We start from the raw sequence: 19,384 nt of genomic DNA, 5'->3' as shown, positions 1-19,384 counted from the left end.
TGCGCAGTCCCAAGGTCTTTGAAACGTTTTCGTACAGTTCTGCAGCAGGCTGAGGGGGTCGGGGCGGGATACTGCGAGCTCATTCAGGAGACAACCCATGACCATTCCCACCCCGACACCCTCCGCCCCGATTGTCCAGGGTGCCGCCTTTCGCGCGCAGCGTCTGGGCGCGATCAGCCGGTGCATCGCCATCGCCAGTTTGGGCGCGGTGGTGGCCGGTTGTGGTGGAGGCGGAGAGGGTGACGCGTCGCCGGTTTCGGCGCCTCCCGTTTCGCCAGCGCCAGGCGCACCCGCGCCTGCACCCGCACCAGCCCCTGGGGTCAATGTCTATGGTGATGTGCGGGGCGCAACCCTGGGCGTGGGCGCACCGCTGAATGGCGCACTGCCGTTCCCTGCCGACAATGCCTGGAACGCGGACGTCACCACGCGCGCGGTGGACCCCAACTCCGATAACCTCATCGCCAGCATCGGCCTCACCCGGGGCTTGTTTCCGGACTTCGGCGCGGGCCTGTGGGAAGGCGCGCCCATCGGTATTCCCTATGTGGTGGTGGCGGGCACCCAGCCACGTGTGGCTGTGCAGTTCACCGACTACGGCGACGAGAGTGATGCAGGCCCGTACCCGATTCCGCCCAGCGCGCCTATCGAAGGCGGCCCTTCCAGCGCGGGTGACAGGCACGTGATCGTGATCGACCGTGACAACAACCGCCTGTATGAAACCGGCAACAGTTATCCGCAGCCCGATGGCAGCTGGCGTGCGTCAGGTGGTGCCGTTTTTCACCTGGACAACAACAACGTGCGCCCGACCGCGCAGCCGCGATGGACCAGCGCGGACGCCGCGGGCCTGCCGATCTTCCCGGGCCTGGTGCGCTATGACGAGGCTTCGCTGGGCCCCGGTGGCATCCGCCACGCGCTGCGCTTCACCGTCAGCCAGACCCGACGCGCTTACGTGCCGCCCGCCACCCACTGGGCGTCGAGCAATACCAGCCTCAACCTTCCTCCCATGGGCATGCGCGTGCGCCTGAAGGCGGGCTATGCGATCCCGGCGGGTTTCTCTGCCGAGACACGCGCCATCCTCACCGCCCTCAAGACCCACGGGATGATGGTGGCCGACAACGGCTCCAACTGGTACCTGAGCGGGGCGCCGGACGAGCGCTGGAACAACGACCGCCTGAAATCCGAGCTGCGGCAGGTGTTGGGCCGGGATTTCGAGGTCGTGCGCATGGACGGGCTGGTGACGCCGTGAGGCTGCCTGCTGGGGAGTCCGTCGCGCTGTTTATTCGGGCACCCTAAGCCGCTCCAGCAGTTCCACGGTGGGATAGCCGTCCGCCACAACGCCCATGCTGCGCTGATAGCCCCGCAGCCCTGCGCGGGTGGCGGGGCCCATCACGCCATCCGGGGTGCCGGCCGCAAACCCTTTGCGGTTGAGTGCCTCCTGCAGCTCCTGCAGTTGCTGCCGTGACAGGGGCGCGAGGTCGCGGGGCCATGCGGCAACCACCGGTCCGCCGCCGCCGATCTGGCGTGACAGCAGTGCCACGGCCAGCGCGTAGTTGACCGAATTGTTGTAGCGCAGGATGGCCCGGAAGTTGGCTCCCACCAAGAAGGCCGGGCCGCGTGCGCCTGCGGGGCTCACGATGAAAGCCCCGCTCAGGGTCGGCAGCGCTTGGCCGTCGATGGCCTTCACGCCTTCTGCTTCCCATTGCGCCGTGGTTTGGCGCGTGCCCGGGTCTGCCCGGGCATGGTCAAACGAGGGCGGCAGCAGCACTTCGGTGCCCCAGGTTTCGTGGGCTTGCCAGCCGGACCGAGCCAGAAAGTGGGCTGTGGATGCCGCCACATCGGGGACACTGCCCCAGATGTCGCGGTGGCCGTCGCCATCGGCATCCACGGCGTAGGCCAGAAACACCGAGGGCAGGAACTGCGTGTGCCCCATGGCGCCTGCCCAGGAGCCGAGCATGCGGTCCGCTGCGATGTCGCCCTGGTCCACGATGCGCAGCGCGGCAAGCAGCTCGGCCTGCGCCCAGGTGCGGCGGCGGCCTTCATAGGCCAGCGTGGACAGTGCGTCCACGGTGCGGAATGTCCCGAAGTTGCTGCCGTAGTTGCTCTCCATGCCCCAGATGGCGGTGACCACGGTGGCCGGCACGCCATAGCGGGCGGCCGCGGCCTCCAGCGTGGCGCTGTGCTCGGCCAGCTTGGCCTGCCCCTGGGCAATGCGCTGTGGTGAGACCGCGCTGTCAAGGTAGGCCCAGGGTGCGCGCGTGAATTCGGGCTGGGCCCGGTCAAGCTCCACCACGCGCGGTTGCCATTGCGCCCGACCCAGCACATCGCGCACCGTGCGAGGCTGGATACCTGCCTGCAAGGCTTGCGCTGAAAATGCGTCGCGCCATGCAGCAAAACCCGCAACATGGTCCACGCCCATGACTGGGCCGCCCGTGGATGCGGGCGCTTCCAGGCTCGGTGCACCAACCGTTGCAGGTGGCGCGGTGGGTGGCAAGGGTGCTTTTACCGCTTCCGGGCGAGGGGTGGGCGTTGGGGCTGAGGCGCAGCCCGCCAGGGCCAAAGTCGCCACCCACGCTACCAGCGGGAGCGAGAACGCCAGGGAAGGGGAGGGCCGTGGGACCGAGGAATCTGCTGGAGGGGTACGTTGCATGCGCCATTGTCCTGCGCGGCGGTGCCCGAGCCCTGCCGCAGGTGTATCACTGCGTGAAAGGGCTGCCAGGGTGGCAATGTGCATTTGCTATAAAACCAATAGCTGCTTGCGCTTTTACAGTATGCGCTAGGGGTCAAAAAGTGCCTACGAATCAGGGTACAGTTCGATGTCTTCTTTGCCCTGCCCTTGTCCCGCCCCTGTTTGCCCACCGACCATGGCCTCCCATACCTTCCTCTGGCACGACTACGAAACCTTTGGTGCCAACACGCGCCGTGACCGGCCTGCGCAGTTCGCGGCCATCCGGACCGACGCTGAGCTCAATGAGATCGGCGAGCCGCTGATGTTCTATTGCCAGCCCGCCAACGACTACCTGCCTGATCCCGTCTCGTGCCTGATCACCGGCATCACGCCGCAGCTCTGCCTGGAGAAGGGGGTGCCCGAGCACCAGTTTGCTGCGCGCATCGAAGCTGAATTTGCCCAGCCTGGCACCATCGGTGTGGGCTACAACACCATCCGGTTCGATGACGAGATCACGCGCTTCATGTTCTGGCGCAACCTCATTGACCCCTATGCGCGCGAGTGGCAGAACCAGTGTGGGCGCTGGGACCTGCTGGACGTGGTGCGCATGACCTACGCGCTGCGGCCCGACGGCATCACCTGGCCCAAAAAAGAAGACGGCTCGCCCAGCTTCAAGCTGGAGCATCTGTCCAAAGCCAACGGCCTGCTGCACGAGGCGGCGCACGATGCGCTGTCGGATGTGCGCGCCACCATTGCGCTGGCACGGCTCATTCGCCAGCACAACACCAAGCTGTTTGACTTTGCACTCAGCCTGCACAAGAAGGACCGTGTGGCGGCTGAACTGCGCCTGCCGGCCACCGCCATCACGGCTCGGCCGTTCCTGCATGTGTCCGGCATGTTCCCTGCCGAACGGGGTTGCCTGGCTGTCATGTGGCCGCTGGCCAGCCACCCCACGAACAAGAATGAACTCATCGCCTGGGACCTGGCCCATGACCCCGCACCCCTTGCCACCATGGGCCCCGACGAGATCCGCCTGCGCATGTTCAGCAAGGCCGATGCGTTGCCCGAGGGCGTGACACGTCTGCCGGTCAAGACCATCCACCTGAACAAGTCACCCATGGTGGTGGGCAATGTGAACACGCTCACGCCCGCGCTGGCGCAGCGCTGGGGTATCGACATGGCGCAGGCCGCCCAGCACGCCGAGGTGGCGCACGCGCTGCCCGACATGAGTGGCATCTGGCCCGCCGTGTTTGCCCGCCCGCAAGAACCTGCACCGGATGTGGACCAGGATCTGTATGGCGGTTTTGTGGGCAACAACGACCGGCGTTTGCTGAACGATCTGCGCGCCCTGGGGGGCGACAAGCTGGCCAAGGCCCGGGCGAATTTTGATGACCCGCGCCTCGCAGAGCTGCTCTGGCGCTACCGGGCGCGCAACTTTCCGCAAACGCTGTCGCCCGAAGAGGCAGAGCGCTGGGAGGCGCACCGCGCAGCCTGCCTGTTTGATGGCGAGGGCGGGGCGCGCACGGTCGAGCAACTCTTCACCGAGATCGATGAAATGTCGGAAACTGCCGATGACCGCGCGCAGGACATCCTGGGCGCCTTGTACGATTACGCTGAGCACATCGCGCCGGAGCGCTGACCCCCCTGAGGCGCTGCGCGCCTTCCCCCCTGAGGGGGACGCACCCGGTGGCCTGGCGGAGCCAGTTCCACGGGTGCGCTGGTATTGGGACGCGCCAGTATTCATCGCCATGCCTTGCACGCAGACCAGTAAAAACAGCCGCAGATTTTTATGACGACACCGCAGAACCAACGTTTTACCACCCAGATCCTGCACGCAGACCGCCAGGGCGGCGCTGAGCATGGGGCCATCCACAAGCCGATCCATACGTCCGTCCAGTACGGCTACGACAAGGTCGAGGACCTGATCGCCGTGTTCCAGGGCACGGCCAAAGGCGGCTTCAACTATGCGCGGCAGGGCACGCCCACCACGGCGGCGCTGGAGGCCAAGATCACGCAGATGGAAAAAGGGCAGGGCACCATCGTGTTCGCCACCGGCATGGCGGGCATCTGCGCCATCTTTCTCACGCTGCTGAAGGCGGGCGACCATCTGGTGGCCAGCCAGTTCGTGTTTGGCAACACCAACAGCGTGTTCGGCACGCTGGCTGACCTGGGCGTTGAAGTGACCCTGGTGGACGTGACCGACGCCGCCAACGTGGCCGCTGCGGTGCGGCCCAACACCCGTATGGTGTTTGTCGAGACCATCGCCAACCCCGGCACGCAGATCCCCGACCTGGAAGCCGTGGGCACCGTCTGCCGTGAGCGCGGCGTGCTGTACGTGGTGGACAACACCGTGGCGTCGCCCTACCTGTTCCGTGCGTCCACGGTGGGCGCGGGGCTGGTGCTCAACTCGCTCACCAAGAGCATTGGCGGGCAGGGCGCGGCGCTGGGCGGCGCCGTAACAGACACCGGTCTGTTCGACTGGAGCACGTACCCCAACATCTTTGCGCCCTACCGCAAGGGCGACGCCAAGGGCTGGGGCCTGCAGCAACTGCGCAAGAAGGGCCTGCGCGACATGGGTGGCACGCTGTCATCCCACGCCGCGCACCAGATCGCGCTGGGTGCTGAAACCCTGTCGCTGCGCATGGACCGCACCAGTGCCACGGCCCTGGCCCTGGCGCAGTGGCTGGAGCAGCACCCTGCCGTCTCCCGCGTGCTCTATCCCATGCTGCCCTCGCACCCCCAGCATGCCTTTGCCAAAAAGCACCTCAAGGCCGGTTCGTGGCTGCTGTCGTTCGAGCTGCGCGACCCCGACCAGTGCCTGCCCGTGTGCAACCGGCTGCAGCTGCCGATCAAGGCCACGGGCCTGGCAGACACGCGCACGCTCATCATCCCCGTGGCCCACACGATTTTCTGGGAAGCTGGCCCCGCCGTGCGAGCCACCATGGATATTGCCGACAGCATGATCCGCGTGTCCGTGGGCCTGGAAGACTCCGAAGACCTGCTCGCCGACTTTGAGCAGGCCCTTGCGGGGGGCTGACCTGCCAAAGACCTTCCCAGGAGCCCCACACATGGCCACAGCAACCTCGGCACCCCCCGCCAGCATTGGCAAGTACCGTATCGAGCGCGAACTGGGCCGGGGTGCCAGCGGCATCGTGTTCCTGGGGCTCGACGGCTTTCGGGGCCGCAAGGTGGCCATCAAGCAGACGCATGCCCACCTGCTGAAAGTACCCGAGCAGGCTGAGCGCTACCGCAAGCTGCTGCGCAACGAGGCCGCGCTTTCGGGCCGCCTGCGCCACCCCAACATCGTGCGCCTGCTCGATGCGGACGAGGAGGCGCTGCCACCCTACCTCGTGCTGGAGTACGTGGACGGACAGCCCCTGTCGGCCTATGCCACGCCCGATACATTGCTGCCCGTGCCGCAGGTGCTGGACATTGCCTTCAAGTGCTGCAATGCGCTGGAGTACGCCTGCCGCGAAGGCCTGGTGCACCGCGACATCAAGCCCGCCAACCTCATGCTGGCGCAGGATGGTGACGTCAAGCTGACGGACTTTGGTGCGGCGCTGTCGCTGCGCAGCGATGCCACGCAGCTGTCGGGCCTGGTGGGCTCGCCGTCGTACATGTCGCCCGAACAGGTGCGTGAACAGGACCTCACCCACCACAGCGACATGTTTTCTCTGGCCGTGGTGGTGTACGAGCTGCTCACGGGCCGCCGCCCGTTCGACGGTGACACCGACTTTGCCACGCTCTACAAGATCAGCAACGAGGCACCCACGCCGCCGAGCCTGCTGCGTGCATCGCTGCCAGCCCATGTGGACGCCGTGCTGTTGCGCGCCCTGGCCAAGCAGCCCTCAGACCGTTTTGAGACCTGGGACGATTTTGCGCAGGCGCTGCTGACTGCACACCAGGGCCTGCCGCGCCAGCGGTCACAGGACACCGAGGCCGAGCGTTTTGCGCGCTTGCGTGCGCTGCCGTTTTTTGCCGACTTTCACGACGTGGCCCTGTGGGAGCTGATGCGCCTGGGCAACTGGCGCAGGCTTGGGGCGGGCACGGTGCTGATGCGCGAAAACACGCCGGGCGATTCGTTCTGCATCCTGATCGAGGGCCAGGTGGCCGTGAGCCGCCAGGGCTGGAACCTCAGCACGCTGGGCGTGGGCGTCACCCTGGGTGAAATGACCTACCTGCGTCCCGACAACAGGCTTCGCACCGCCACCGCCGTGGCCGAGACGGAGGTGCTGGTGCTCAAGGTCCGCAACCCGGCGCTGCGCGGGGCGTCTGAAGACCTGCAGTCGTGTTTTGACAAGGCCTTCATCAAGCTGCTGGTGGGGCGGCTGATTGCGACCAACGAACAGCTGGCAGAGTGGGAGCTGGTGGCTGCCCCTGCATCGCCCTCGGCACCGCGGGGTTGAAACACCGGGTTTGCGCAGGCCGTGCGGCGCGGCAAGGTTCTCAGTGCGCCACGGTTTCCAGCAGCAATTCGTCGATCGGGGCGGGGCGGCCCAGGGCGTATCCCTGGGCAAAGTGCACGCCCAGTCCTGTCAGCAGGTTCACGATGGCCTGGCTTTCGGCAAACTCCGCGACGGTCTTTTTGCCCATCAGGCAACCGATTTCGTGGATGGACTTCACCATGGCAAAGCTCACGGGGTCATCTGCCATGTGCTTCACGAACTGCCCGTCGATCTTGAGCATGTCCACCGCCAGCTCGCGCAGGTAGGCGTACGACGACAGTCCGCTGCCAAAGTCGTCCAGGGCGAACTGGCAGCCCCGGGCGCGCAGTGCGTGGAAGAAGCGGTTGGCCGCCGCCAGGTCGCCCATGGCGGCCGTTTCGGTGATCTCGAAACACAGGCGGTCGCAGCGTACCGAGGTCTGGTCCATGGCCTGCAGCACCTGGCTCAAAAAAGCGGCATCGCCCACAGACTGGCCTGACAGGTTGATGCAGCACAGCTCCACGCGATCCTGGTGCTCCGCCATCCAGGCCAGGGCGTTCTTGATGACCCATCGGTCCACCCGGGCCGCCAGGTGGTAGCGTTCCACGGCGGGCATGAATTCGCCCGGCGAGACCAGTTGGCCGTCGGCGGTGCGCATGCGCAGCAGGATCTCGCAATGCAGGCCATGGGGCTGGCTGCCATGTGCCGGGCCCAGGCGGGTGATGGGCTGGCCAAACAGCTCAAACCGGTCGTGCTGCAGCGCATGCTCTATGCGGCTGACCCATTCCATGACGCCATAGCGCTGCGCCAGGGCAGGGTCGTTCTCGGCATAGACATGGATGCGGTTGCGGCCCCCATCCTTGGCCACGTAGCACGCGCTGTCTGCCGCCTGCAGCAAGGCGCCCACGCTTTCGGTGGCGGCGTCGAGCATCACCGCCCCAATGCTGACACTCACGCTGAACACATGGTCGCGCCAACCAAAACGGAAAGCGGCCAGGCCCTGCTGCATGCGCTCGGCCAACTGCAGGGCCTGCTGCAGATCCTGTTGCCACAGCAGGATGCCGAACTCGTCGCCCCCCAATCGGCACAGCAGGTCCTGGGGCTGCAGGTGGGCCAGGAACAGGCGCGCCACCTGCCGCAGCAGCTCGTCGCCTGCGGCATGGCCGCAGGTGTCGTTGATCACCTTGAAGTTGTCGAGATCGAGGTAGCACACGCAGTGGTGGGCCGTGGCGTCGCGCGTGGCGGCGAAGGCCTGGGCCAGCAGGTGTTCGAATGCACGGCGGTTGCCCAGGCTCGTGAGCGTGTCGTGCATGGCCTGGAACTCCATTTCGCGGCTCAGCCGGCTGGCTTCGGTCACATCGCGAAACACCAGCACCACGCCATCGGCATGCCCGCCCGGGCGCAGCAGCGGCGAGGCCGACAGGTCCATCAGCAGGGGCGCACCCGCCTGGGGCGTGGACCGCAGCTTGCCATGCAACTGGGTGCTACCTTGTGCGAGCGCGCGGCCCACCAGGTCGGGCGCAGTGTCAGCGCCGGCTTCGATGGCCAAGCCCAGGACCTCCTGGTGCCTGCGCCCGCAGGCTGCGGCCAGCGACCACCCCGTCAGCGCCTGGGCGGCGGGGTTGAGGTACTGAACCAGCCCTGCAGCGTCGGTGGTGACCACGGCGTCGCTGATCGAGTGCAGGGTGACCTGCAGGCGTTCCTTCTCCTGCAGCAGAGCCTCCTCGGCTTCGCGCTGTGCGGTCATGAAGCGCACCCGGTCCAGCGCCACGGCCAGATGCCCGGCGGTGGCCTGCATCAGCGCAATCTGCCAGGGCTTGGGGGGGCGCACGCCTTCCTCGTCGCCATAGGTGCCCATGCCCAGTGCGCCCAGGCGCTGGTTGGCCATGATCAGCGGCACATTGACGATGGTGCGGTTGTGCAGCACGGCTACCACAGCCTTGTTGGTGCGTGGGTCGGTGCGGGCGTCTTCCACCACCACGACGTGCGTGGCCTGCATGATTTCCTCGAGCAGCGCATCTCCCTTCACGGGGATCTTCATGGTCTGCAACTGGCGGCTCAGGGCGCTCTCCTCGCCGCCGCTGGTGTGGGTCAGGAAGTCCAGCATCCCCGAAGCGTCATCGATCAGTGCCAGCCAGACATGGCGGTAGTCAAAAACGCTTTCCCCCATGGGTTTCACGGCGTCGAGCACATCGGACAGGGTCCAGGCGCGTTCCAGGCGTTTGCACAGCTGGAGCAGGGCGTCTGAGTGCCTGCGCTCTTGCGGGTCGTGTGGCGCCATCGGATCGGGGGGCAATGTCATGGGATGGGGCGAAGGGCGCTTTCCGGGAACTTGTGGGAGCCACAAGGGGAGGCAGGACCGGGGCACCATCGTGAAGCCGCCGGTATGCCGATGTTGCCGAGCATAGGTACCAGACCTGCAACCCGCATGGTGGAAACCACCAATGGGCGCTGTGTTGCCTCAGGAAGGGGCCAGTGGTTTCGCCGGGGTGACGGACTGTGGGCTGGGCGACACAGGCAAAAGCGGGGTGGTGGTTTTAAATGAGAATTGTTATCATTTGATTGCCTGAGTACGCTACCTTCGTTCACCGCAAAAGGCTCTACCGGAGCCCGTCATGCACCCTTTCCCTCCCTCCAGCTCTACCGACGACGTGCCTGGGTCGCGGGCGCTGGTATCCCGGCGCCAAGGGATTCCCCATCTTCAGGGTCGGCAGTGGGTGGGGCTGGCCATCGTGCTTGCGGGGCTGGTGGTTGCCACCGCGCAAGTGTGGCAGTGGATAGCGGGACAACCCCTGGTTTTTGCCGCACTGCTGGGTGGCATAGCGGCTGCGCTGGCCACGGCCCTCGGTACGCTGCCGGTGCTGCTGTCGCAGCGGCTGCCTGAGCGCACGCAGGATGCGCTGTTTGGCTTTGGTGCGGGCGTCATGCTGGCCGCGTGTGCGTTCTCCCTGATCATTCCAGGCATCGCCGCCGCGCGGGCTGCCGGAGCGGGGCCCTGGGCTGCGGGTGGCGCCGTGGGCGCCTCCATTTTGCTCGGGGCGCTGGTGCTGCTGCTGATGGAGCGTTGGCTGCCGCACGAGCATTTCATCAAAGGCGTGGAAGGTGGACACACCGCGCGCACCTTGCGGCGGACATGGCTTTTTGTGTTTGCGATCGGCCTGCACAACCTGCCGGAAGGGCTCGCCATTGGTGTGGCTTATGCGGGCGGCGACAACTTGCGCGCCAGTGCCCTCGCCACGGGCATTGCCATTCAGGATGTGCCGGAAGGCCTGGTGGTGGCGGTGGCTCTGCTGGCGGCGGGTTACCGGCGGGCCTTGGCCGTGGGGCTGGGCATGGCGTCGGGCCTGGTCGAGCCCGTGGGCGCGGTGCTGGGTGCGGCCGTGGTTGGCTACAGCGCGAGCCTGTTGCCCTGGGGACTGGGTTTTGCGGCGGGCGCCATGTTGTTCGTGATCAGCCACGAGATCATTCCCGAATCCCACCGCAAAGGACATGAGGCCTGGGCCACAGGCGGCCTCATGCTGGGCTTTGTGATCATGATGCTGCTGGATACGGCGCTGGGATGATCCCTGCGGGCTGGAAATACAATTGCTATATTAATAATAGCTATGAATTGTTACTGGACAGGCGATAGTGCCTTTTTCAATAATATTCTCTCTGCGTTCTATCCGAAGAACTGGTAACACACTGCAATGGCCGCCACCACACCGGCCAGTTCGGCCAGCAGGGCGCAACTGACGGTGTGCCGTGTGCGCTGGATGCCCACCGCGCCGAAGTACACCGCCAGCACGTAGAAGGTGGTTTCGGTGCTGCCCTGGATGGTGGCCGCTGCCAGCGCGGCGAAGCTGTCCACCCCCTGGGTCTGCATGGTCTCGATGAGCATGGCGCGCGCGGCGCTGCCGGAAAACGGTTTGACCAGCGCGGTGGGCAACGCATCGACGAACCGGGTGTCCGCGCCCAGCATCTGCACGCACCAGCGGATGCCGTCCAACACATAACCCAGCGCCCCCGATGCGCGAAACACTCCCACTGCACACAGCATGGCCACCAGGTAAGGCAGCAGGCCCTTGGCCACATCGAAGCCTTCGCGCGCGCCTTCGATGAACGCTTCGTACACGGCCACCTTGCGCCACGCGCCGATGGCCACAAACAGCACGATCAGCGCAAACAGCGTGAGGTTGCCCAGCAAGGACGACAACTGGGCCAGTGCGGTGGCGCTCAAGGTGGTCAGCAGCGCCATGAAGCCGCCCAGCACCAGGGCCACAGGCAGCAGATAGGCCAGCACCACGGGGCTCCACAAAGGCAGGCGCTGCACCGCCGCCACGCTGAGCAGCCCCACCAGCGTGGAAGCCGATGTGGCCAGCAGGATCGGCAGGAACACCAGGGTAGGGTCGGGCGCGCCCTGCTGCATGCGGTACATGAAGATCGTCACCGGCAGCAGCGTGAGCGAGGAGGCGTTGAGCACCAGGAACAGGATCTGCGCGTTGGTGGCGGTGTCGGGCTCTGGGTTCAGCTCCTGCAGGGCTTTCATCGCCTTCAAGCCCATGGGGGTGGCTGCGTTGTCCAGTCCCAGGGCGTTGGCCGCAAAGTTCAGCGTCATGAGGCCCAGGGCCGGGTGGCCGCTGGGAACCCCGGGCATCAGCCGCCGAAACAGCGGCGCCAGCCAGCGCGCCAGTGCGTCCACGATGCCCGCCTTCTCGGCAATGCGCAAGAAACCCAGCCAGAGCGTGAGCGTGCCAAACAACAGCACCATCACCTCGACCGACAGCTTGGCCATGGCAAACAGCGCCTCGACCATGGCGGCAAAGATCTGCGCATTGCCGCCCACCAGCCATTGCGCCAGGGCTGCTACGGCAGCGGTCAGGAAAAAGCCCAGCCACAAGGTGTTGAGCATCAGTGATCCTGAAGGATGGAGGAGCGGAGTGCATGCATGGTGGCGAGGTTACCCGCCCCCAGGTCTGGCGCTGGCTTGAACGTGGCGGCAGGGCAACGGCTCGGTCAGTGGTACCCTATAGGGTTCGGTTCAAACCTGTGCAAAGGCCTTTTTCGGGGCTTTCGGTGCCTGGATGGGCCTCCCCATATACCTATCGACAGGCGCCCTGGCGCGCCACAACTCCAAGAAAGACATCACCATGGGCGCGCAGTGGAAAGCAAAAGGCAAGGCACAGGTGGCGGATGCCAAGGGCAAGCTGTTTGGCAAGCTGGTCAAGGAAATCACCGTGGCCGCACGCGGCGGCGCTGACCCGGCCGGCAACTCCCGCCTGCGCCTGGTGGTGGAGCAGGCCCGCAAGGCCTCGATGCCCAAGGACACGCTGGAGCGCGCCATCAAGAAGGGCTCCGGCACGGGCGCTGACGCCGTCAACTACGAACGTGTGATCTACGAAGGCTTTGCGCCCCACCAGGTCGCCGTGATGGTCGAATGCCTGACCGACAACGTCAACCGCACGGCACCCGAAATGCGCGTGCTGTTCCGCAAGGGGCAACTGGGCACATCCGGCTCGGTGGCCTGGGACTTCAACCACGTCGGCATGATCGAGGCCGAACCCGCCACGCCCGGCGCAGACCCCGAGCTGGCCGCCATCGAGGCAGGTGCACAAGACTTTGAAGCGGGCGACGAAGAAGGCACCACCACCTTCTGGACCGACCCCACCGACCTTGACCTGGTGAGCCGTGCGCTGCCCGCCCATGGTTTCAATGTGCTGTCGGTCAAGCTGGGCTACAAGCCCAAGAACCCCGTGAACCCCGCCAACCTGACGGCCGAACAGCTCGAAGAGGTGGAGAACTTCCTGGCTGCCATCGATTCCAACGACGACGTGCAGAACGTTTTTGTGAGCCTGGGCGGCTGATGGCGGTGATTTTCTGGTTCTGCGCGCAGTGCCGGTTCCGCCCCGTCCCCGCTCCATCCAATCTTCCATGACCGCAGACCACTACGCCGCCCTTGGGCTGGCGGCCAACGCATCGCTGGCCGACATCAAGAAGGCCTTCCGGCAGAAGGCGTCGTTCTATCACCCGGACCGCAACGACGCCCCCGACGCCGCGCAGCGCTTCCAGGCCGTGCAGAAGGCCTACGAGGTTTTGTCGGACGACACCGCCCGGCAGGCCTACGACGACAACCGCCGCCGCAACCTGCTGGACGACCCGCTGCAGACCGCCCAAGAGATCTGGCAAGCCTATTCCACGCGCATTTTGACGCCCACTCAGTGAAACTTTCCCCTTACTTTTATGACCTGCGCTCCGCCTACCAGGCCGAGCTGGATGACCTGCTGTCCGACTCCGAAGGCAAGGACGTCTTGCGCAAGCGTTTGGCCGAAAAGCGCAACGAGATTGCCTTTCTGGTGCAGATGATGGAGCCGGCGCCCGAGATGGTGGCGGTGGTCTTTCATCGCGGCTTTCGGTTCTCCAAACCTGCCGCGGTGGAACACCTGCTGGGTTTGCCGGTGGACGAATTGCCCGACTGGCACAGCCTCACGCATGCCATCACGCTGGAGCCCTGGGCCACCAGCCTGGCGCAGACCGTGCTGCGCGAACCGCAGGGCGCCCGCTTCATGGCCGTGGCTGCCGGGCTGGAATACCTGCAGCAGCACGCCCGTCTGGCGCCCCAGGCGGCCTCGCATGCCGATGGCGATGGTGACGGCGATGCGGAGGACGGTGAAGACGCCGCAGAGCATGATGACGACTACGACGCGCTGAGCGCCGATGACGCCGCTGATCCGAAGAACAGCCGCAGCCGCGAAGAGGCCAGTTCCAACTGGCTGTCGGACGTGGGCTTTGACCGGAAGGACTAGCCCCAGGGGATGATGCCCCCCTGTGTCGCTTCGCGCCTTCCCCCCAGGGGGACGCCGCCAGCGCGGCGGGGCGGCCTTTGCGCGGCGACCGCTGGCTTGGGGCGCGCCAGTTCCATAGGCCAGCGCGGCGCGCTTGGCGCAACGGACCAATGAAAAGGAATTTCGCATGAGCAACAACACCCATCTCGCCCTCATCACCAAAACCACCAGCCTCATCGCGGCGGGCGACATCGTTGGCGCTGAATCGGCGCTGGCCGAACTGGCCGATACCGATGGGGATGGTGCGCTCATGGTGGTGCTGGACCAGCTGGCGCCCAAGGACATCCTGGCCGTGATGCGCGAGTACGACGACTCCAAGGCTTCGGTGGTCAACCTGCTGGTCACGCCGGAACAATTTGCCCGGGCCATGGTGCTGGAGAAGCAATACAAGGACCTCACGCACACCCACCTGCGCAACATGGTCAACGCCGTCATCTTTCGCGACGACGCCGACCCGGTGGAGTTCCTCACTGCCATCGGCAACCTGGAAGGCGGCGCCGAGGCCCTGGCCAACTACTTTGCCGAAAAGTGGAGCCGCATCGAAGCCTTTGCCCGCACCGGCACATTTGACGCAGTCGAAGACTACGGCGTCACGCTGACCGACGACGAATTGCTGGCCTCTGGCTATGTGCAGCCCCGCATCGACCTGGACGAGGTCGCCGACCGTGACTGGATGCAAATGGCCTGGCTGCTGCGCTACGAGTGCCGCGACCTGTTCATCGAAACGCTGCTGGTGCTGCGCGCCAAGGCCCGCGCCTTTGACCTGGGCCTGGAAGAGGGTGATGAGCCCGCCGAGGAAGACGATGGCAAGTTCGAGACCAGTGAAACCGATCGCGGCAAGGCCACGCCGGCAGCCCGCACCTCTGACGAAGAATCCGCGATTTAGATGACAACTCCCTGTGGCGCTTCGCGCCTTCCGCCTTCTCTCCAATTGCTGCGCAATTCGGGAAGGGGGACACCGCCAGCGCGGCGGGGTGGCCCTTGCGCGGCGGTTCTGGCCTGGAGCGTGCCAGTTTCATGGCCCACGAGCACTGCGAAGCGCGATAGATACTGATATGACTGTGCCCAACACGCCTTCTTCAACGACTGACGAGATTGCAGCCGCCAACGCGCTTCAGCTCCACGACGCCCGCCCGTTCTTTGAAAAGGCGCTGGCGTATGGTGTTCAGCATGGCGTGCTGGGTGCCGAGAAACTGGCGGCCATCAACACCGACGCGCCCAAGGGCATGGTGCAGATTGCGCGCTACTTTGGCAGCGAGTTTCTGCGCCCCGAGCTGGAGAAGGCGCGCGACCGCATGGTCAACCTCATCAGCCTGTACCTGCTGGACACGACCGGGGGCGACCTGCACGATGCCGCCATCTCGCTGCGCGACCATTCGCTGCTGTCGCGCTCCAAGGGCGGCTCGGACATGCTCAAGCGCCTCATTGCCATGCCCGAGAGCAGCAACTTTGGCATGGCCGGCTATGCCGATGCCGAAACCCCGCTGTTGGCCGTGTGGTCGCTGCGCAGCCATGCCGACTACCGGGCCGAGCTGGCACGCCGCACGCAAATGGCCCAGGCCATCCATGCGGCACAGTGGCTGGCCGAGCAGTTTGATCTGGACCCCGACGAGCTGGAGGCTGCGGGCGCCGACGCAGAAGCCGTCATCCGCGCCGGCTTGCTCATGGTGGCCCTGGCGCCCAAGGCCATGGACCTCGGCGAATGGCCCAACGCCGCCACATTTGAAAAAGTGCTGCTGGCACAGCGCAAGAAGAAGCTGGCGCCCCCCGCACAACTGCGCCTGCCCCCCGGCTTGCCTGCCGAATTGCGCGAGGTGGTGCAGGCGCATTGCGCCGGTGTGCTGGCCGACCTGCCCAAGCTGCTCGACGCGGCCACATCCGTGCGCACTCTGCTGCGCCCCACCGGCGCCTTCCGCGCGCGCTACTTTTTGCTGGACGACCCCTTGGCCGAGGTGGACAACTTCCACCGCAGTCTGGATGCGCTGGAAGAGGGTGGAGAACCCCCGCTGCCCGCCAGCAAGACCTGGACGAAAACGGTGCAGGGCAATGACGACGAGCATTCGCTGCTCACGCTGTTCCTGTGCCTGGCTGCGGGCGTGCCCAAGAAAACCCTTCTGACCGAAAAGACCGCCGCCAGCCTGGTGCGCAAGGCGCGCAAGTCCGGCCTGCAGCCCGCACTGGCCACCGAATTCATCCACACCCACGCGCCCGGCGTGCATCAGCAGGACTACACCGCGCTGTGGAATAGCTTTGTGCAGGACGCGGAAAAGACCTTGCTCAGCGACATGGACTACCAGATGCACGATGCCCTGGCGCTGCTGCGCCGGGAGTGCAATGTGGTGGGGTAGCCGCCACTGGGGGCGCGGCGCATGGTGATTGCAGCGTTGCGCGCCCGTTGCCGGGGGCGGGTTTCTGGCCCTTGTCTGCCGTCGATGCCGCTGGATTGCTGCACCGGTCTGCTCCATTTGCGGCATTTGCGCCAAGCGGCAGCTTTACACAGGTCAAGCAGCCTCGCCGGGCAGGACAGTGCCTTGCGGCGGCCCGGTTAACATTCCAGCCGCCCGTCAGCCCGTCCTTCCAGTGCACAGCCCCACACTCATCCTCCTCGCAGCGCTTCTGACCGCGCTGGTCACCACGGTGCTGTATGCCGTGTGGTCGTTCAACAAGAACATCCCCGGCTTGCGCCTGTGGGTGCTGTCATTCCTGCTGGGGTCGGTGTTCAGCGTCAGCCTGCTGGTGCGGGACTGGGTTCCCCAGGTGGTGGCGGTGGTGATCTCGCAGAGCGCGGTGTCGCTGGCCGCCTACCTGTGCCTGATGGCGAGCCGCATGTACATGGGGCGTCGGCCGTTTTCGCACATCTATGCCGTTGTGGGCATCGGGGTGGTAGTGGCCTCGTCGGTGTATTTCACCGTGGTACAGCCCCACCTGGGCATGCGGTTTGTGTTTGCGGGCCTGGGCGCGGGCATCTGCTTCTTGCTCACGGCTCACACCCTGGCCGACGGCGGTGCGCGCCGCGTGCCGGCGCGCTACCTGTTTGCAATGGTCGTGGGCCTGCACGGGCTGTTCTTGTTGCTGCGGCCCGTCTTGTTCAAGCTGGGCACGGTGGCGCCCGGGGGCCTGCCGGATGCCTCGCTCGCGTCGCGGGTATCGCAGTTTGTGGTGCTGGAGTCCATTGTGGCGGTGGTGCTGCTGGGCTTTGGCGCGCTGATCCTGGCCAACGAGTTCATCACCAGCGAGCTGCGGCACCTGGCCGAGGTGGACCCGCTGACCAACGTGTTCAACCGCCGTGCGTTTCTCACGCTGCTGGACAAGGCCATCAGTGCTGCCCAGCGCACCAAGACGGATGTGCCCGTGCTGGTGATAGACCTCGACCACTTCAAGAACATCAACGACACCTGGGGCCACGGGGCGGGTGACGATGTGCTGCGCCATTTTGTGATGCTGGCCCACCGCTGCCTGCGCAAGGAAGATGGGATGGGGCGCCTGGGGGGCGAGGAATTCGCCATCTTCCTGCCCAATGCGAGCGCTGGCGGCGCACTGGCAGTGGCCGAACGCCTGCGCGCGCTGGTCGAAACCCAGCCTGCGGTCACTGGCCAGCGGCCCATCCCCCTGACCGTGAGCGTGGGCGTCACGCTGTGCGCCCATGCCGACTCGGCCGGTGCTGCGCTGAAGAGGGCCGACGAGGCCATGTACCTGGCCAAGGAACGTGGCCGCAATCGGGTGGAGGTGTCGGAACAGCCTGGCGGTGCCCCGGCAGCCCCGGTGGCGACCGCTGCCTGAACCGCCCCATGCACCGGGTGCGGTGCGGCGGCGCCCCGTGCGGGCGCAACCAGCCGTGGTTTCTGGCGTTGCCCACCCGCCCGGCAGCCGGGAAACGCGAAACGCTGCCTGTGTCGGCTGCCCGACCTTCGTGGTGCTGCCGCAGTATTCGCCTGCCGCAAAATGGCGGATACCCCTTCGGCCCACCCACACCAGACCACAACCCCATGGCAGTGAATCCCAACGTCAGCAACCCGGGCGCCGCGTCCGATGCGTCGCCCTCCACACCCGCTGCACCGCGCAGGGCGTTCCTGAAATCGGGCACGGGGCTGGCCGTCCTGGGAGGGGCAGCGGCCGCCGGGGCGGGTTACCTGCTTTACCGGCCCGGCAATGACCGGCAACTGGTCTTTGGCAACCTGCGCGAGGCCATGCAAGAGGTAGAGCGCCTTGCGGGCGCCGAGGTCCAGCCGCTTGCGCCCGCCACGGCCTGGAACTGGTCCCAAACGCTGGAGCACTGCGCACAGAGCATCGAGTTCTCGCTGCAGGGTTTTCCGGCCCCCAAGTCGGCGCTGTTCCAGAACACGCTGGGTGCAGCAGCTTTCAACGTGTTTGCCCTGCGCGGCCGCATGAGCCACAACCTGGCAGAACCCATTCCCGGCGCGCCCGCGCTGGATGCGTCCACGCCCGACGCGTCAGCGGCCCTGGCCCGGCTGCGCAAGGCCGTGCAGGACTTTGCCGCCCATGCCGGGCCGCTGCAGCCGCACTTTGCCTACGGGGCATTGAGCCGCGCGCAGTACGAGCAGGCGCACGCCATGCACTTGGCCAATCACCTGTCGGCGTTTGATGTGCGGGGCTGAGTGGAGGGCTGGTGCAACGCGTGCGGTGTGGGCCGCGGAATTCAACCCTGACTGAGTTGTCTGCTATAAATAATGTAGCTATTAGCGCTTGTTCAATAAGCGCTGGAGCCATTTTCTTAACATTTTCTGATTGTCAGATCAGCCCAGATCGTCAAAGTCCCACTGGGCGCACAGCGCCTCAAAGCGATCGGCGTCCAGGGCGCTCAGGAACAAGCCCGGCTCTGCAAGCTCCCCCTCGGCATGCAGGTACCACACCAGCGCCTGCGGCCCCACGGTGAAGATGCGCAGCCCCGCTACATCCACCACGGCCTGCGCCTGCATGGCGTGCAGCAGCGCTGCCAGGCCCCCCTGCGTTGAGAACCCATGGCACGCGCGCATGCCGCAGAACGGGTAGCCACCCTGGGCCATCTGGTAGTAGGCGATGGTGTGCAAAAACGCATCCAGGCCCAGGTCTTCCTCGTGCCAGTCGGGGGCGTCCAGGTCGGTGGTTTGCCATACCCGCTGCTGCGCATCGGTGGCCCACCAGCACACGGCCTGGTTTTCTTCCAGAAACAGCAGCTTGTCGCCCAGGCACTCCAAATCCTGCAGCGGCGCAAACCGCTGAAAACCGGCCATCAAATCGGCACGCCTGCCCACGGCGGCGTAGTAAGCGTGCAGGGCAGGGGGCACCTTGCACCCCAGGCGATGGCTTGCGGCAGCCAGTTCATCTTCCGTCGGCCCGTCTTCGGCGCTGACAGGACGGCCCAGCAACCAGGCAAGGGTGTCGGAAAGGGGCGGGGGGGTGAAGGCGGTCATGGGTTTCGGTTGTGAGAGCCACGCGCGGCCGGTGCAGGCCGGATGTTGGGGGGACGATTGATGCAG

General features: G+C 65.9%; 16 protein-coding genes. 12 read left to right on the top strand and 4 right to left on the bottom strand.

Going from position 1 to position 19,384, the window contains the following annotated elements:
• Nucleotides 1–97 precede the first annotated feature (97 nt).
• Entirely contained in the window at nucleotides 98–1,243 is a 1,146-nt protein-coding gene (locus ASE52_RS06800; protein WP_057224714.1) for a hypothetical protein, read from the top strand.
• Between the two features lie 30 nt (nucleotides 1,244–1,273).
• On the opposite strand, the gene ASE52_RS06795 is transcribed toward ASE52_RS06800, so the two are convergent.
• On the bottom strand, nucleotides 1,274–2,593 hold the full coding sequence (locus ASE52_RS06795; RefSeq protein ID WP_241776952.1) for a lytic murein transglycosylase: 1,320 nt from the start codon (nucleotides 2,591–2,593) through the stop codon (nucleotides 1,274–1,276).
• A gap of 265 nt (nucleotides 2,594–2,858) precedes the next feature.
• On the opposite strand from ASE52_RS06795, the gene sbcB reads away from it, so the two are divergent.
• The 3 genes from sbcB to ASE52_RS06780 all read left to right on the top strand — a co-directional run bounded on the left by sbcB (nucleotide 2,859) and on the right by ASE52_RS06780 (nucleotide 7,068).
• The gene (sbcB, locus tag ASE52_RS06790) at nucleotides 2,859–4,301 is read left to right on the top strand and encodes an exodeoxyribonuclease I (RefSeq protein WP_057224711.1); all 1,443 of its coding nucleotides are present in this window, start codon (nucleotides 2,859–2,861) and stop codon (nucleotides 4,299–4,301) included.
• Nucleotides 4,302–4,451: 150 nt separating this feature from the next.
• On the top strand, nucleotides 4,452–5,699 hold the full coding sequence (locus ASE52_RS06785; protein ID WP_057224709.1) for a cystathionine gamma-synthase family protein: 1,248 nt from the start codon (nucleotides 4,452–4,454) through the stop codon (nucleotides 5,697–5,699).
• A 31-nt stretch (nucleotides 5,700–5,730) separates the two neighbouring features.
• The gene (locus ASE52_RS06780) at nucleotides 5,731–7,068 is read left to right on the top strand and encodes a protein kinase (RefSeq protein ID WP_057224707.1); all 1,338 of its coding nucleotides are present in this window, start codon (nucleotides 5,731–5,733) and stop codon (nucleotides 7,066–7,068) included.
• A 40-nt stretch (nucleotides 7,069–7,108) separates the two neighbouring features.
• On the opposite strand, the gene ASE52_RS06775 is transcribed toward ASE52_RS06780, so the two are convergent.
• Nucleotides 7,109–9,388 carry an EAL domain-containing protein gene (locus tag ASE52_RS06775; protein WP_241776933.1) on the bottom strand — a complete coding sequence of 760 codons (2,280 nt, stop codon included), beginning with the start codon at nucleotides 9,386–9,388 and terminating at the stop codon, nucleotides 7,109–7,111.
• A 388-nt stretch (nucleotides 9,389–9,776) separates the two neighbouring features.
• On the opposite strand from ASE52_RS06775, the gene ASE52_RS06770 reads away from it, so the two are divergent.
• Nucleotides 9,777–10,649: a ZIP family metal transporter gene (locus ASE52_RS06770; RefSeq protein WP_198928086.1), complete on the top strand. Its 873-nt coding sequence runs from the start codon at nucleotides 9,777–9,779 to the stop codon at nucleotides 10,647–10,649.
• 98 nt (nucleotides 10,650–10,747) lie between these two features.
• Here ASE52_RS06770 and ASE52_RS06765 read toward each other — a convergent pair whose 3' ends face one another.
• Nucleotides 10,748–11,977 (bottom strand): spore maturation protein, encoded by a 1,230-nt coding sequence (locus ASE52_RS06765; RefSeq protein ID WP_057224706.1) that lies wholly within the window; start codon nucleotides 11,975–11,977, stop codon nucleotides 10,748–10,750.
• A 238-nt stretch (nucleotides 11,978–12,215) separates the two neighbouring features.
• On the opposite strand from ASE52_RS06765, the gene ASE52_RS06760 reads away from it, so the two are divergent.
• From ASE52_RS06760 to ASE52_RS06730, 7 genes are all read left to right on the top strand, one after another.
• A complete protein-coding gene (locus ASE52_RS06760; protein WP_010458696.1) occupies nucleotides 12,216–12,929 on the top strand; it encodes a YebC/PmpR family DNA-binding transcriptional regulator in 714 nt (237 codons plus the stop codon).
• Nucleotides 12,930–12,996: 67 nt separating this feature from the next.
• On the top strand, nucleotides 12,997–13,287 hold the full coding sequence (locus ASE52_RS06755; protein ID WP_057224704.1) for a DnaJ domain-containing protein: 291 nt from the start codon (nucleotides 12,997–12,999) through the stop codon (nucleotides 13,285–13,287).
• Nucleotides 13,284–13,868 (top strand): hypothetical protein, encoded by a 585-nt coding sequence (locus ASE52_RS06750; RefSeq protein WP_010458700.1) that lies wholly within the window; start codon nucleotides 13,284–13,286, stop codon nucleotides 13,866–13,868. Before ASE52_RS06755 ends, ASE52_RS06750 begins: the two co-directional genes overlap by 4 nt.
• A 166-nt stretch (nucleotides 13,869–14,034) precedes the next feature.
• The gene (locus tag ASE52_RS06745; RefSeq protein WP_010458701.1) at nucleotides 14,035–14,793 is read left to right on the top strand and encodes a hypothetical protein; all 759 of its coding nucleotides are present in this window, start codon (nucleotides 14,035–14,037) and stop codon (nucleotides 14,791–14,793) included.
• A gap of 169 nt (nucleotides 14,794–14,962) precedes the next feature.
• Nucleotides 14,963–16,255, top strand: coding sequence for a hypothetical protein (locus ASE52_RS06740; RefSeq protein ID WP_057224702.1), 1,293 nt, complete (start codon nucleotides 14,963–14,965; stop codon nucleotides 16,253–16,255).
• Nucleotides 16,256–16,487: 232 nt separating this feature from the next.
• Nucleotides 16,488–17,687, top strand: coding sequence for a GGDEF domain-containing protein (locus ASE52_RS06735; protein WP_057224700.1), 1,200 nt, complete (start codon nucleotides 16,488–16,490; stop codon nucleotides 17,685–17,687).
• Nucleotides 17,688–17,893: 206 nt separating this feature from the next.
• Complete coding sequence (locus tag ASE52_RS06730; RefSeq protein ID WP_057224699.1) at nucleotides 17,894–18,523, top strand: DUF1569 domain-containing protein; 630 nt, start codon at nucleotides 17,894–17,896, stop codon at nucleotides 18,521–18,523.
• 138 nt (nucleotides 18,524–18,661) lie between these two features.
• Here the strand turns inward: ASE52_RS06730 and ASE52_RS06725 are convergent, their stop codons facing one another.
• Nucleotides 18,662–19,318, bottom strand: a complete 657-nt coding sequence (locus ASE52_RS06725) for a hypothetical protein (protein ID WP_057224697.1) — start codon at nucleotides 19,316–19,318, stop codon at nucleotides 18,662–18,664.
• Nucleotides 19,319–19,384 lie beyond the last annotated feature (66 nt).

Origin of the sequence: Acidovorax sp. Root275, from assembly GCF_001428965.1 — a bacterium.
GTDB classification, from domain to species: domain Bacteria; phylum Pseudomonadota; class Gammaproteobacteria; order Burkholderiales; family Burkholderiaceae_C; genus Acidovorax; species Acidovorax radicis.
Note: the sequence above shows the minus strand (reverse complement) of the source record. Positions and strands in the feature narration are given on the sequence as shown.